Annotated in this window: 15 protein-coding genes and 1 pseudogene; 10 read left to right on the forward strand and 6 right to left on the reverse strand. The window is 53.1% G+C overall.

Annotated elements, in window-relative coordinates:
• Positions 1-41 precede the first annotated feature (41 nt).
• A complete protein-coding gene (locus AB182_RS01095) occupies positions 42-779 on the forward strand; it encodes a HupE/UreJ family protein (protein WP_008460272.1) in 738 nt (245 codons plus the stop codon).
• A 13-nt stretch (positions 780-792) separates the two neighbouring features.
• Positions 793-1482: a hypothetical protein gene (locus AB182_RS01100; RefSeq protein WP_004196322.1), complete on the forward strand. Its 690-nt coding sequence runs from the start codon at positions 793-795 to the stop codon at positions 1480-1482.
• Positions 1483-1512: 30 nt separating this feature from the next.
• On the opposite strand, the gene chrA is transcribed toward AB182_RS01100, so the two are convergent.
• The gene (gene chrA / locus AB182_RS01105) at positions 1513-2889 is read right to left on the reverse strand and encodes a chromate efflux transporter (RefSeq protein WP_004196363.1); all 1377 of its coding nucleotides are present in this window, start codon (positions 2887-2889) and stop codon (positions 1513-1515) included.
• Complete coding sequence (locus tag AB182_RS01110) at positions 2846-3823, reverse strand: chromate resistance protein ChrB domain-containing protein (protein ID WP_004196334.1); 978 nt, start codon at positions 3821-3823, stop codon at positions 2846-2848. The genes chrA and AB182_RS01110 overlap by 44 nt, the downstream gene beginning before the upstream one ends.
• Positions 3824-3852: 29 nt before the next feature.
• On the opposite strand from AB182_RS01110, the pseudogene AB182_RS31685 reads away from it, so the two are divergent.
• The 8 genes and pseudogenes from AB182_RS31685 to AB182_RS01145 all read left to right on the forward strand — a co-directional run.
• Positions 3853-4060, forward strand: a pseudogene (locus tag AB182_RS31685) (MFS transporter); the annotation flags it as partial.
• A gap of 118 nt (positions 4061-4178) precedes the next feature.
• Complete coding sequence (locus AB182_RS01115) at positions 4179-4541, forward strand: hypothetical protein (protein ID WP_223883548.1); 363 nt, start codon at positions 4179-4181, stop codon at positions 4539-4541.
• A gap of 62 nt (positions 4542-4603) precedes the next feature.
• A complete protein-coding gene (locus AB182_RS01120; RefSeq protein ID WP_004196315.1) occupies positions 4604-5524 on the forward strand; it encodes a methyltransferase domain-containing protein in 921 nt (306 codons plus the stop codon).
• A gap of 53 nt (positions 5525-5577) precedes the next feature.
• Positions 5578-6336, forward strand: a complete 759-nt coding sequence (locus AB182_RS01125) for a hypothetical protein (protein WP_004196325.1) — start codon at positions 5578-5580, stop codon at positions 6334-6336.
• A 233-nt stretch (positions 6337-6569) separates the two neighbouring features.
• Positions 6570-7868, forward strand: a complete 1299-nt coding sequence (locus tag AB182_RS01130) for a Metal Resistance (protein ID WP_004196314.1) — start codon at positions 6570-6572, stop codon at positions 7866-7868.
• Between the two features lie 105 nt (positions 7869-7973).
• Complete coding sequence (locus AB182_RS01135; protein WP_004196355.1) at positions 7974-8243, forward strand: nickel-sensing transcriptional repressor NcrB; 270 nt, start codon at positions 7974-7976, stop codon at positions 8241-8243.
• 12 nt (positions 8244-8255) lie between these two features.
• Positions 8256-9386 (forward strand): Ni(II)/Co(II) efflux transporter permease subunit NcrC, encoded by a 1131-nt coding sequence (locus AB182_RS01140; RefSeq protein ID WP_004196366.1) that lies wholly within the window; start codon positions 8256-8258, stop codon positions 9384-9386.
• Positions 9387-9547: 161 nt separating this feature from the next.
• The gene (locus AB182_RS01145) at positions 9548-9970 is read left to right on the forward strand and encodes a nickel resistance OB fold protein NcrY (protein ID WP_032072095.1); all 423 of its coding nucleotides are present in this window, start codon (positions 9548-9550) and stop codon (positions 9968-9970) included.
• Positions 9971-10225: 255 nt separating this feature from the next.
• Here the strand turns inward: AB182_RS01145 and AB182_RS01150 are convergent, their stop codons facing one another.
• The 4 genes from AB182_RS01150 to psiB all read right to left on the reverse strand — a co-directional run bounded on the left by AB182_RS01150 (position 10226) and on the right by psiB (position 13361).
• Positions 10226-11566 carry an IS1202-like element ISEsa1 family transposase gene (locus AB182_RS01150; RefSeq protein ID WP_004196353.1) on the reverse strand — a complete coding sequence of 447 codons (1341 nt, stop codon included), beginning with the start codon at positions 11564-11566 and terminating at the stop codon, positions 10226-10228.
• 316 nt (positions 11567-11882) lie between these two features.
• Positions 11883-12200 (reverse strand): hypothetical protein, encoded by a 318-nt coding sequence (locus AB182_RS01155; protein ID WP_047368819.1) that lies wholly within the window; start codon positions 12198-12200, stop codon positions 11883-11885.
• A 4-nt stretch (positions 12201-12204) separates the two neighbouring features.
• On the reverse strand, positions 12205-12936 hold the full coding sequence (locus AB182_RS01160) for a plasmid SOS inhibition protein A (RefSeq protein ID WP_047368820.1): 732 nt from the start codon (positions 12934-12936) through the stop codon (positions 12205-12207).
• Positions 12933-13361 carry a conjugation system SOS inhibitor PsiB gene (psiB, locus tag AB182_RS01165; RefSeq protein WP_047368821.1) on the reverse strand — a complete coding sequence of 143 codons (429 nt, stop codon included), beginning with the start codon at positions 13359-13361 and terminating at the stop codon, positions 12933-12935. Before psiB ends, AB182_RS01160 begins: the two co-directional genes overlap by 4 nt.
• Between the last annotated feature and the right edge of the window lie 40 nt (positions 13362-13401).

Below are 13401 nucleotides of genomic sequence, written 5' to 3' on the forward strand. Positions count from 1 at the left end.
ACTTCTGCTAATTCGTTATTATTCAACATGTAAGGATTTTTATGTATACCAGCCTTGATACACAGGGCCGGTTGAGCGCTCGCCTGCTTTCAGCTCAGGCGCGTTCGGCTTGTCTGTTTTTCCTGTTGTTACTGCTTTTCTACAGCCAGGGCGCGTATGCGCACGGCGTGGCGGAAGGCGACAAAGGGTACATCCAGGAAATCACCGGGGTGAACATCATCCCGTTTATCTACCTTGGCGCGAAGCACATGGTGACCGGTTACGATCATCTGCTGTTTCTGTTCGGGGTGATTTTCTTTCTCTACAAAATGCGTGATATCGGGCTGTACGTTAGCCTGTTCGCTATCGGGCATTCAACGACGCTGCTCATCGGCACCTTCTTTGATATCAGCGTCAGTGCTTACCTTATTGACGCCATTATCGGGCTGTCCGTGGTCTATAAAGCGCTTGATAACCTCGGGGCATTCCAGCGCTGGTTTGGCGTTCAGCCCAACACGAAGCTTGCGACGCTCATCTTTGGATTCTTCCACGGTTTTGGTCTGGCAACCAAAATCCAGGAATTCGAAATCTCTCCCGATGGCCTGTTTGTCAACCTGATTGCCTTCAACATTGGCGTTGAGATCGGCCAGCTGCTCGCGCTGAGCGCCATCCTGATCGTTATGAGCTACTGGCGGCAAACGGCGAGCTTTTTCCGACACGCTTATACCGCCAATGTGGTGATGATGAGCGCGGGATTTCTGTTAATGAGTTACCAGCTTTGTGGCTACATTTTAGCCTGAGGGAGACAAAACAATGTACAACACTGATTTACCAACACGCGCAGAATTACCTTCTGCCATCAAACTGATGCAGTCCACTATCCTCGCCGCCATCGTGGCGCTGACGCTGCTGATCACCGTCGTCATGCCTTCGGAATACGGCATTGATCCTACTGGCGTGGGTCGTTTACTGGGGCTTAAGCAGATGGGAGAAATCAAAACGCAGCTTGCCGAAGAAGCTGATGCCGATAATCAGGCCAGCGCTGTTCAGCAAGGACAGCTGGCTGCGCCAGTTAATGAGCGACCGATCCCGGATAATCCTCCGGCAATAACGCAGAACACCTACCCGGAGCTGAGCGTTCCGGCGACCACGCGCGCGCCGGAAGTACCATCGGCTGGCTCGCAACGTCATCAGATGCTCATCACCCTGAAGCCTAACGAAGCTGCTGAAGTTAAACTGGAAATGCGCAAAGATGCCCGCGTGACCTATCAGTGGACAAGTTCCGGACCGGTAAACGTGGATGCGCACGGCGATCCGGTCAACGCCCCGAAAGGCTTCTACCATGGCTATGGTAAAGCCCGGCAGATCACATCCGGAGACGGCGTTTTACAGGCCGCGTTCGAGGGTAAACATGGCTGGTTCTGGCGAAATCGTGGTTCTGAGACCATCACGATCCAGCTTGATACAACCGGCGACTACCTGAACATCAAACGGGTTATCTGATAAATCAGGGGCAGGATAACCTGCCCCTTTTCACACAGCTGACAGCCCGGTCAGGCGGAGTATCAGCCCGGCGAGAGCCGCCATGGCAATAACGTGCGTAACCTTCCATTTTAATCTGAAAAGCGCAAACGCAGCGGCGACGGCAATCAGGGCGGCAGGGATATCGATCCCTCCCTTTGCGCCTTCCGGCCATACGGTATGCCAGATAAAAAACAGCCCCAGATTAACAATGACGCCCACTACGGCCGCTGTGATGGCGGTTAAAGGTGCCGTGAAACCCGCCTTGTTGTGGGTCGTTTCGATAAACGGCCCGCCTGCCAGCACGAAAATGAAGGACGGGAGAAAGGTAAACCAGGTCACCATGCAGGCGGCAACGGCGCCGCCGACAAACAGCATATCCGCGCCAAAAACGGCATGGGTATACCCGCCCACAAATCCGACAAACGTGACCACCATAATCAGCGGGCCGGGCGTGGTTTCTCCCAGCGCCAGCCCGTCCATCATCTGCCCGGCAGTCAGCCAGCCAAAATTGACGACAGCACCCTGATAAACGTATGGCAGGACGGCGTAGGCCCCACCGAAGGTAAGGAGCGCAGCCTTGGTAAAGAACCAGCCCATCTGCGTCACCGGATGCGCCCAGCCCAGCCCCAGCGTCAGCACCGTCATGGGAATAAGCCAGAGCAGTGCACCCGCTGCCACAATCCTTAACAGTTTCGCCCAGCTGAACAGGGCATGCGCCGGTACGGGCGTATGATCGTCAATAACCGCAGCATCAACGGCGGCTTTCTCCTGTTTGTTATGCCCGCTGCCGCTGTGAAATTTTTCCGGCGCGATGCGTCCGCCGATAAAGCCAGTTATCGCTGCTGAAATAACGATGACGGGAAAAGGAACGTTCAGGGCGAAAACGGCCACAAAAGCCGCAGCAGCTATGGCCCAGTGGGCACCGTGTTTCAGCGCACGGGAGCCGATGCGATGCGCCGCCTGCAGCACGATTGCCGCCACGGCGGGTTTAATGCCGTAAAAGATACCGGCAATAATGGCAACGTCTCCCCAGGCGATATAGATCCACGACAACGCGATAAGAATAAAAAGTGAGGGAAGGATAAATAACAAACCCGCTATCACTCCGCCCAAGGTCCTGTGCATCAGCCAGCCAATGTAGGTGGCAAGTTGCTGAGCTTCCGGACCGGGCAGCACCATACAGAAATTGAGTGCGTGGAGAAAACGGGACTCGGAAATCCAGCGCCGGTTCTCGACCAGTTCCTGATGCATGATCGCAATCTGTCCGGCAGGACCGCCAAAGCTGATAAAACCCAGCTTCATCCAGAACCAGAACGCCTCCTTCAGGGGGACCGGCTTGGGCTTAACGTTTTCCTCTGCCAGCGTCAGCAACTCCGTTTTGTTCATCATGGCCGGACCTCATTTCAAACGTCGTTAACAGACCGTCAAACAGCGAACAGGCCGCTGTGAGTAATGTGTCATCATCCGTAATGCTTTCACGCAATCCTGCCAGTACACTTTCAACGCCAGCGGCTTCGGGGGGCTGAACCCCGCCAACATCAAGGTAATGCACAAGCATCCCCAGACCATTCAGGGCATCCCCCGTCAGCCCGAAGCGGACCATCAGCACTTCAAAGGTCACACGATTGTCGATGTGGCTGAAGGTCGCGCCATCAAAATCAAACCCCACCGCCTCTTCCGGGCAATCGTTGCCATCCTTAAGCCAGAGAAACTGCGCATCCTGGTCGATAAAACGCCGTATAAGCCAGGCGCTGGCAAGCCTGTCAATCCATGGCCGGCGACGCGTAGCCCAGATCCTGTTATGAAAATCCTCAGGCTTCAGCCGTGTCAGCAAGCCACTGACGGCATGAGGCTCTCCGGGAGAGATGAACCTGTTAATGCCAGCTTCCAGTTCTGACAAGGCAAAAATGGCCTGCGCCTGCGCTTCACCAGGAAAGAAATCAATCGCCACAATCCGATCCAGCTCGCGACGAAGTTTTCTTACCATCTTCAGTTGGCTGACCGCGGTTTCCTCATTAAGGTCGTTTTTACAAACCTGAAGGCTCTCCATCAGGATCAGGTACTGCTGAGAGCGATCGAATAACGGGCGAATTTTCTCTTCGTCGGAAGTCTCTGCGTCAAAAACAAAGGCCGTTCCTCCCTCACCGCTGATTTCACGACTCATCTCGTTAAAAATCTCATGGCTCTGTTGCGCTTCAGGCAACAGATAAACGCCGTCGCGCAGCATGGCGGCACCGGTATTTTTTAATGCCCGCCAGACACGCATACGTAATGTGGCCTGCTCAGTGGGCAGTGTCAGAATAAGGATATGTAGTTTCATAGTGTAGAGATTAATACATATGGTAGAGATTGCTACATATTTTCAGTCTTTCTAACCGTACATATCGCTATCTTTTTATGGTGCTCATAATTGCTCTTATCGGTACCGGTCTTGCTACCGTTGCACTGGGCCTGCTGGCGGGCGACAGGGCAGGGGGAGTCGGGAACGGCGCTGGCAATGAAGATGCTTGCTTATATTCTGGTCGCCCCGGTCGCTGATGCATTATGCGGGCCTTTTTATTCATATCGCCAATACAAGACTTTACATTCCAGCCCTTACATCCTCCCCGGGGGGATGCTAATCTTTTTATACCGTTGTCATTGTCTATTGAGGAAAGCAATCAGCGATGTACCCGATGTTTAAACGTTCGCCCCGTTATGTTCTGATGATCGTCATCATGGCCATTGGCATGATGATGTCGTCGATGGTGACGTTTGCGTCGCACGGTACAAACGGCCTGACAGGCTACGAGATGAATCTGCATGACGCAGAAGTCACCATGTCAATGCAGGATCACTCTCACGATTCGGATATCCCTCAGTCTGGCCACGCAGGCCATCATCAGACAGACCATTTCCATGAAACCCCTGAGCAGCCGCCCTCTGTAGAGATTTCCCTCTCTCCTGTAACAGACAGATGGTTGCCGCTTGCCGATCTTCGTAGCCCGGTTAAGGCCACGGACATCATTTACCGTCCTCCCAGCATCCGCCAGATCTGATCGCTGTTACCGGCAGTTTTTGCTGCCCGGCTTTAATCAACTTCAGATTTAGCGGAGAGGCTATGTATAAAGACTCTATCCAGGCGCGTCGAGAGATTGCGCGTAATTTCACTGCACTCAATTATCGTGTTGATCCCCTGCACTGGCAGACGCTCTGCATGGGCGTTAATCGCGACCTTCAGGCCAAAAAAATGCGTCCGAATGTCCCGGTTCCTTCACGGCGTAAAGTCATTCCGTTCCTGAAAATGATGCATCAGGAAACGGGCTCGATGCTCAAAGCGATCCTTGCCTTTGGCTTTGATGGCCCCTGGACATCCAGCGGCGGTTCATTTCGCCTGGCGCGAGAAATTGGGTTCGACATCGCCCACTATGCGAAAAACATTCACCACAAAAACGGGAAAGTCACCTTCCTGGAAATTGGTGCCGCCTGGGCGGGTTTTCGCGCTGAGGAATGTGCCGGCCATCAGGCGACGATTTCCGGGCTTTCCGGGGAGTTCAGGGAGCAACTTGGGGAAAGCGTATTCCTGCACTTCACTAATCTCACACCGTGGCATGCATCGCTGCCAAAAGGCGTGACTGAGCATCCTTACGTGACAGCAGCCGGGCTGGGAGCGCTGGAAAACAGAGGTGTTCAGGCAGGTGAGGTCGATATTATCTACTCCCAGGCAGCGGCCTATTTCGAACAGGATTACACGGCTTTCCTTCGCAGCGCTGCACGCCTGCTGAAAGAGGATGGCGTCCTGATCTTCAACCATGACCCTGTTCTGGCGAGCGCGATGGATGAAGTCGCCTGGGAGCACGGACTGCGGCTGGTCAGACGTAAGCAAATGGGAGGAATGAATGGCGCGATTGCCCGTTATCACCGGCTTCGTTCGTCCCCGGTAAGTCAGATGGTCTTCCCCGGCGTAAAGCGGGCAGAGGATGAAGAAGTGGTCTGTGAATCACTGGTTATGTCGGCGCTTCGTCGCAACGTAGAGGTGTAACGCCCGATATGTTGACGCGCAGACATTTTCTCACCACCACAGGAGCGTTGCTGATGACAACATTACTGCCGGGGGAAACCCTGGCAGCCTCTCTGGCTGAAAAAGTCAGTGAAACATGGCAAAAAATAAACACCCGCCGCAATCAACAAGAGGCGATAACGCCGGGCTGGGTTTTGCAGTCGCTCGGGCTTAAACCTGGCTCAACTGAACTGCGAAGAGCCATTTTTGAGCTGGTCAGGCGGATACCCTATCAGCTCGGTGCATGGAATGGCGAAAGCATGAGTCTGTTTCAGCAGGGCTTTGGCGACTGCCGTCATAAAGCCGCTGCTGCCGAACGACTGCTGACCGATGGTGGCATTACGGCAAAGCGAAAGCTGGTGCGGTTTGACTGGGCTGATTTGCCTGTACCTGCGGATATTCTGGCAATTTTGCCGCAAACACAGGGATTTCATGACACTGTGGCTTTTGAGCTACAGGGCAAAACATACCTGTTTGATGCCACCTGGGATATGGCCTTGCGCGGAGCGGGTTTCCCGGTGATGCCTTCCTGGGATGGCAACTCTGATACCTGGCCGGTGACTTCCCGGATGTCGACGCAGCAAACCGTACTAATGCCGCAGCCAGGGCAGGACATTTACAGCACTAACCAGATGAGCTGGCCGCAGCGCGAGAAAACCATGGCGTTTAATCAGGCACTGAATAACTGGCTGGAGGTCATTCGGGCTAACCGTGATGACTGGTGCACCATTATCCATAGTGATATTGAAGCCACCCGGTTGAGCCTGAAAACCTGTCTGGGACAACTGAGTTAATTCCCTTCTCGTCAGGAGGGGCTGCGCAGGGAAGCGGCGATAACACCTTCGACACTTTTTATGCTGCTTCAGGTATAACGCTGGGATACCTGAAGCTTTTTTATTTAACATCCAAGATAACAGACGAATCAGTATCCTCCTCACCCGGATAAAGCTTGTCATTTTTTTCAGGTCCCTCTATGCTTTGAATATCCCCCTGGGGGGGATGTGATTTCAAACCAAGAGATTTCCTGATGCTCAACATTCTTTCTAATCGTACCTATCGCCACCTGTTTATGGCACAGGTTATCGCCCTTATTGGCACCGGTCTGGCGACCGTTGCGTTAGGGTTACTGGCCTACGATCTCGCAGGTGACAGAGCCGGGGCAGTGCTGGGTACCGCGCTGGCTATCAAAATGAGCGCCTATATTCTTGTTGCGCCCGTGGCGGCGGCTTTTGCCGATAAATTCCCGCGTCGCACCATGCTGGTAACACTGGACCTGGTTCGCGCTCTCGTGGCTATCACGCTGCCTTTTGTCACCCAGATATGGGAAATCTACATCCTGATCTTCATTCTTCAGGCTGCCTCGGCGGCGTTTACGCCTACTTTCCAGGCAACTATCCCGGATATTCTTCCTGACGAACGTGAATATACCCGGGCGCTGTCTCTGTCACGTCTGGCCTACGATCTTGAAAGCGTCATCAGCCCTATGCTGGCGGCTGCACTGCTGACGGTCATGAGTTTCCACAACCTGTTTGCCGGTACGGCAGTCGGGTTCCTTGCTTCAGCAGCTCTGGTTGTTTCCGTGACACTGCCGAAGATGAAAGCGTTAACGGTCAAACGCAGCATCTATGACAAAACTACACGAGGTATGCGCATCTTCCTGAAAACGCCCAGACTGCGCGGCCTGCTGGCACTCAACATGGCCGTAGCGGCAGCGAGTGCAATGGTTATCGTCAACACCGTCGTTCTGGTTCAGGCGGACTTTGGTTTCTCACAGCGGTCTACCGCTATTGCGCTGGCCTTCTTCGGCGTGGGGTCCATGGTATCGGCCCTGGTTCTCCCCAGACTCCTCGACAACATGAGCGACCGTATGCCGATGCTTGCAGGTACGGCGCTTTTAGTCATTGGCCTGGGGTCAGGCATTTTCCTGAAGGATTACATCACGCTGGTTGTGCTCTGGGCACTGCTGGGGGTGGGCTATTCACTTTCTCAGACACCGGGTGGTCGCCTGCTGCGCCGTTCGTCAACAGCGGAAGACAGACCGGCGCTGTTTGCCGCCCAGTTTGCACTGTCACATTCATGCTGGCTGGTGACTTATCCGCTGGCCGGATGGGTTGGTGCGGCATGGGGGACACAGGCTTCATTCATCGCCCTGACTGTTGTGGCAACATTGTCGCTGGTCACCGCCGTACTTATCTGGCGTCCTGAGCATGAAGTGTACGCTCAGGTTCACAGCCACAAAGACCCGGAAACAAACAACGAATCGACCCATGAGCATGATTTCGTCATTGACGATGAACATCCGTCCTGGCCGAAGAAAGAGAAGTAATTTCCCAAAAAAAGACAACGTATCAGGAGAGGATAAGCCGATAAAAAGTGTGACCATGGCGTTGATACACATTATCTTATCCCTTCCACCTGGAGAGGATAAACCATGACCGTTCATGCATCACACCCTGACATTATTAAAAGACTTAAACGTGCCGCAGGGCACCTGAAAAGTACCATCCAGATGCTCGAAGATGAGAAAGCATGTCTGGATATCGCCCAGCAACTGCACGCTGTGGAAAAGGCGATAACGAATGCGAAGCGTACCTTAATTCATGACCATCTGGATCACTGCCTGGAGGATGCCCTTCATGCTGACCACACGGAGTCTGATAAGACGCTTAGCGAATTTAAAGAGATAACTAAATATCTTTAAGGCAAGCGAAACATGACTGATTTTTCCACTCTTTTACAGCAAGGCGTGGCCAATGCCTGGCTGTTCATCCCCAGCGCTATTTTGCTCGGTGCGCTTCACGGACTGGAGCCAGGGCATTCCAAAACGATGATGGCCGCCTTTATTGTGGCCATCCGGGGAACGGTCAAGCAAGCGGTATTACTGGGGCTTGCCGCGACAATTTCTCATACGTCTGTTGTCTGGCTCATTGCGTTCGGCGGAATGTATATCAGTCAGAAATTCACTGCTGAATCAGCCGAACCCTGGTTTCAGCTGATTTCCGCCGTCATCATTCTCGGTACGGCGGCATGGATGTTCTGGCGAACCTGGCGCGGCGAAAAGCTGTGGAAGATGGAGCAGGAAGAGGAACACAGCCACGGTCATCACGATCATGACGAAACCCGCATCATCGATACGGGCCATGGCAGCGTTGAACTCTCGATTTTCGAAGAAGGACAACCCCCTCACTGGCGTTTACGCTCGCTCAGCGGCAAGAAATGGGAAGCTCGCGACATTTCTCTGGTGACCAACCGTGGTCCAGGGACATTTTCACAGGTATTTGATTTCGTCGAAAAAGACGGGTTTATGGAATCGGCCCTGGCGATCCCGGAGCCACACAGCTTTGATGTTCGCCTGTCTTTAGGCCATCGCGGCCATGTGCATGATTATGATGTGGAATTCCGTGAACATGAACACGACCACGATCATTCCTCGCTGGAAGGTCTGGATGTTAATTCTCGCGAATATCAGGATGCTCACGAAAAAGCGCATGCGAACGACATCAAAAAACGTTTTGCGAATCGCAGCGTAACCACCGGACAAATAATCCTGTTCGGCCTGACCGGCGGCCTTATTCCTTGCCCGGCAGCCATTACCGTTTTGCTGCTCTGCATCCAGGTGAAGGAATTTACGCTCGGTGCCGCGCTGGTACTGTGTTTCAGCATCGGTTTAGCGATCACGCTGGTTTCAGTGGGCGCAGCGGCGGCTTTCAGCGTTCGTCAGGCAACCAAACGCTGGAGTGGCCTGGATACGCTGGCGCGGCGGGCTCCATACTTCTCAAGCGTACTGATTGCACTTGTCGGCATTTACATGGGCTATCACGGCTGGATCGGCGTAACGAGCTGATTTTCTCCTGTATGAATCTCACGCCTGAACCCACCAACCGGTGGGTTTTATATTTCTGAAGCCCATCATATTTTTATCCCCCTGCCGGGGATAGGAATTGAGCTTTTATAGCCGCTCATTTATCATCGACAATATCCCCCATGGGGGATGTAAAATTATAAATGGAATCTGCTATGCAAAAACAATATTTCAGTCAGTTCGTCACCGGAGTGTTACTCACTTCGTTCATCGCCATTCCTGCTCTGGCAGCGCAAGGTGGCTTCTCCGCAGAGAAAGAGCCTGTCGTCACTGAGCACATGTATGCCGGTCATAAAGTTCAGCAGGAGAATAGTCAAAGCCGGATTCAGATCGTATCGTCAATGCACGAAGGGGCGTGGATCACACTGGAAGGCAATGTTGTCAGCCAGCAGCAGGACGAGTGGTATACGTTCCGCGACCCAACCGGTACCATCAAAGTCCGCATCCCGCAGAAAGTCTGGAACGGGCAGCACTTCGATGCTCAGGACCTGGTACGGGTCAGTGGACCGGTAAGCCATGAAAATGATGGTTCAATTTTATATGTTGCAGTTATCAGCAAACCCTAAAACACAATTCTGACGGGCTATGTTTTTTTATATATATAGTTCGTCAACCAAACGTCCGCTTCTCGCTCTTAGCGGACATTAGCATAGGCTATTTACCATAACGCCGCATTACGCGCACCGCCCAGACTGACTCAGCGCGTTTCTGGCATATCCCCGGTAAAACAAGTAACAAACCACCCGAAAATGAACACCAGAAACGCGACTTAAGAATCTACCCTATGAATGGATATGCACTCAACCGAATCGATCTTGGTTTCAATCTTTTTTATCGGGATCAGGCTTCTTTTTAGGTAACTTCGGGGGCTTAACTTGCTGATGACTTTGCGTTCGGCGCGTAAGCCAGGGATGGTCAGCTTTAGGTTTAACATAGTATTTTGAGCGTAAATCAATACGGGCATTATCCACTCGTTCATGGACACTCTTTTCATCATCCAGTGGTATAGGCTCCGGGCCATCAACATACTTTTCCCAGCCCAGCGCTTTCCCGTCATACAGAACGTTAATTTCACCGTCAAAGTTCTCGCATACAGTAACAACCGAATGCCTAAGTCGATATCCCCGGCCCTCACTGCGTACCTGAAACGCACTGCTTTTGTACTGGAAAGTGAGATTTTTAGACAGAACGCGCTTCGCCTGTAGGCTGAAGATATAACCCAGTTCCTCTTCAGAATGGTGCACATCAAGATGAGCATTATCAGTAGTACGAGGCGACGTAGCGAACCGGTTGTTATAGGCTTCAATAAAGGTCGGCAACCATGCATTTGCTGTTTCAATATCACTGATATTCTGAAGCCGCATTTCTTTGACCAGCCTGTCCTGTAGTGTCTGATTGGCGCGCTCTACCCGCCCTTTTGCCTGCGGGCTGTTGGCATGGATTGGCTCGATGCCCAGTGTCTTTATCGCACGAGTGAACTGGGTCAGCTCACCTTCCCGCTCTGGGTTATTTACCCTGAATATACTGTGTCTATCAGAGTAGAGAGCGAGCGGTACGCCATGATCATTAAGGTAACCCCGGAGGGTTTCCATGTAAGCCCGGGTTGTTTCAGCAGGCACAAAACGCAACGCCATCAACGCACTGGTGGCATCATCAATGAAAACGATCAGTGTACATCTGGGGCCTCGATTTTCAAACCAGTCATGAGGTGAGCCATCAATCTGGATCAGTTCACCGTAAGATGGTCGTCGCATGCGGCGTTGATATATACGGGCAATTTTACGACGGCGTTCACGCCATAACCCCTCTTCTATCATCCACTTTCTGAGAGTTTCAACGGATAAAGATAAACCGTGTATCTCGCGCAATTTTTCGCACGCAAACGTAGGTCCAAAATCAGCGTAACGGCCTTTGAGGAGTGAAATTACTGTTGCTCTGAATTCAGTAGAAAAGGAATTATTAGGACGCTTTCCACGTCGGTGGGAAACCAGACCAGAAGGCCCTTCATTTCTATACCGTTGCACCAGACGTTTAACCTGCCGAATAGAAATGCCAATGCGTGCCGCAGCTTGTTCCTGAGTAATATGTCGATTAATTGACTCCTGAATAATCTGAAGTCGGTGGAGTTCCTTATGACTCATCGTAACAGTCTCTTTGATCATGAAAAATCCCCCAGAGAATTGTCTGGGGACATTTTAGAATGGTTCAAAGGGGACATTACAGCTTGGTGTTAACACATAGCTGACTTCTCCTTGCCTTTCGGCAGGTAAGCGGCTAATCTGTTGGTGTCTAGTCATACAGATTAAGCCTCGGGTTAATTGAAAAAATTACTCGGGGCTTTCTGCTTTTTGCCTCACAACACGGCAACAAACCACCTGAACATCATGAGGCAAAAAGCCTCAAGCGCCACCGCCATTATACCCCGGAAGTGGGTATTTTCACCAGGACTCTCCCCGATTTTCAGGCAGTTATCTGCGACTATTTTCCACTGAAATAGTCCGGCCTCGCCTCCAGTTCCCGCGCGATCAGTTCGTCAGCAAACAACGGCGCCAGCCTGTTGACCCTGCGTTCCAGATTACGCTTCCGTGTCGCGGCCTTACGCTCCGGGGACCAGCGTTTTATCTCCTCATCAGACAAAAAATCGATGCAGACTGCATAGCCACTGTTGAACGTGTGTGCCGCCAGCACCTCCGGCGGTGCAACGGCTCCCGCCGGGACGATCATCCTGATAAGTTCTTTTTCGCCGGGACAGGGCAGATGCCGCAGGGTCCAGCGCACGGAGTACATCCACTGCATAGCGTCATCCTCGTCTCATATCCCGGAGTTTATTGGGCAGGCTGAGAGAATCCAGCCAGTGTTCCGCCTCTGACCGGCCTGCCAGTGGCGCTTCCAGTTGTTTGATAATGGCCCACAGGGGTTGCCCGGAGTACAGGCAGTCATACGGCAGACCGCTGAACCGACTGCTCCAGGACTGAACCATGTCGATCAGGTCATCGTCATAAATCCCCTGTCGTTCCTGCCGCTGATACCACGCAACCAGTCCTGCGGGCGTGACAAACGCCAGATCAATTTCGGCCTGCGCCACCTGAGTCTGATAACGCCGGCGTTTCTGGTGCTGTTCTTTTTCCCGCTGTCGGCTGCGGCGCGATGCCGCCACATCGAAACGGCGATAATGCCGCTCACGCTCCCGGAATCTGACCTCCGGGAAATACATATCCACGGTCGACCCGGACAACGGCATCGGACAGACATCCCCGCGCGTTTCAATCAGGCGGTCCAGGGCTTCAATGTATTTATCCTTGTTGTAGCCGTCCCGGCTACCCGGCTCATAACCTGACGTGGCGCACATAACATCTTTCGCGGTGATCCGGCCTGCCTGCTCCACACGCAAGCGTCTCAGTAACGCCATCGCCCAGGGAAAACGCCCCAGCCGTTTTCCTGCCATCAGGGAAGATTCAACGTCAATAATGGCAAGCTGTACGGCCTGCTGAAACGGATTAACAGCGACCAGGGAAAAGTGATTCGGGATCATGCCACCGCCTCCGCATTCAGAAAATCCGCCACCGTGGCTGCGGTACAGTGAAAGCGGTGCATCCCCGCCACCTGAGAAAGCAGGTTCGCAACCGTATCAGGCGCAAGGACATCAGCCTGGTGCAGAACGCGTACCAGTGTGCCGTCGCCGGACAGCAGAAACAGCGTCCAGGCTGGCAGCGTCTCGCCGGGACTGCACAGGCAGAGAAAGTATTCGTTGTTTTCGTCCGGCGCGTAGCGCAGCTGCACGGGGAACAGACCGCCAAACTCGCCACGGTACTCGGCGTTAACGCGCCAGCCTGCCGGGACGTTAATCAGGCACACCACCGCATCACTCAGCTGGCGGCGTGGCTCGTCGCCCTGCTCGCGGACAGCTTCCAGCTCTGCGGGGATCATCAGATTCAGGTTCTCAAGTGTGTATTTCATAGCTGTTCTCCGGGTTGCCCCCGAAGGGGCAACCGTCTCC

It is taken from the genome of Phytobacter ursingii (assembly GCF_001022135.1).
Taxonomy (GTDB): domain Bacteria; phylum Pseudomonadota; class Gammaproteobacteria; order Enterobacterales; family Enterobacteriaceae; genus Phytobacter; species Phytobacter ursingii.

Coding starts and splice junctions, on each gene's coding strand:
- AB182_RS01145 (WP_032072095.1), top strand. CDS start 9,548: ATGGAATCTGCTATGCAAAAACAATATTTCAGTCAGTTCGTCACCGGA.
- AB182_RS01115 (WP_223883548.1), top strand. CDS start 4,179: ATGTTTAAACGTTCGCCCCGTTATGTTCTGATGATCGTCATCATGGCC.
- AB182_RS01135 (WP_004196355.1), top strand. CDS start 7,974: ATGACCGTTCATGCATCACACCCTGACATTATTAAAAGACTTAAACGT.
- psiB (WP_047368821.1), bottom strand. CDS start 13,361: ATGAAATACACACTTGAGAACCTGAATCTGATGATCCCCGCAGAGCTG.
- chrA (WP_004196363.1), bottom strand. CDS start 2,889: ATGAACAAAACGGAGTTGCTGACGCTGGCAGAGGAAAACGTTAAGCCC.
- AB182_RS01155 (WP_047368819.1), bottom strand. CDS start 12,200: ATGCAGTGGATGTACTCCGTGCGCTGGACCCTGCGGCATCTGCCCTGT.
- AB182_RS01110 (WP_004196334.1), bottom strand. CDS start 3,823: ATGAAACTACATATCCTTATTCTGACACTGCCCACTGAGCAGGCCACA.
- AB182_RS01095 (WP_008460272.1), top strand. CDS start 42: ATGTATACCAGCCTTGATACACAGGGCCGGTTGAGCGCTCGCCTGCTT.
- AB182_RS01100 (WP_004196322.1), top strand. CDS start 793: ATGTACAACACTGATTTACCAACACGCGCAGAATTACCTTCTGCCATC.
- AB182_RS01150 (WP_004196353.1), bottom strand. CDS start 11,566: ATGATCAAAGAGACTGTTACGATGAGTCATAAGGAACTCCACCGACTT.
- AB182_RS01160 (WP_047368820.1), bottom strand. CDS start 12,936: ATGATCCCGAATCACTTTTCCCTGGTCGCTGTTAATCCGTTTCAGCAG.
- AB182_RS01130 (WP_004196314.1), top strand. CDS start 6,570: ATGCTCAACATTCTTTCTAATCGTACCTATCGCCACCTGTTTATGGCA.
- AB182_RS01125 (WP_004196325.1), top strand. CDS start 5,578: ATGACAACATTACTGCCGGGGGAAACCCTGGCAGCCTCTCTGGCTGAA.
- AB182_RS01120 (WP_004196315.1), top strand. CDS start 4,604: ATGTATAAAGACTCTATCCAGGCGCGTCGAGAGATTGCGCGTAATTTC.
- AB182_RS01140 (WP_004196366.1), top strand. CDS start 8,256: ATGACTGATTTTTCCACTCTTTTACAGCAAGGCGTGGCCAATGCCTGG.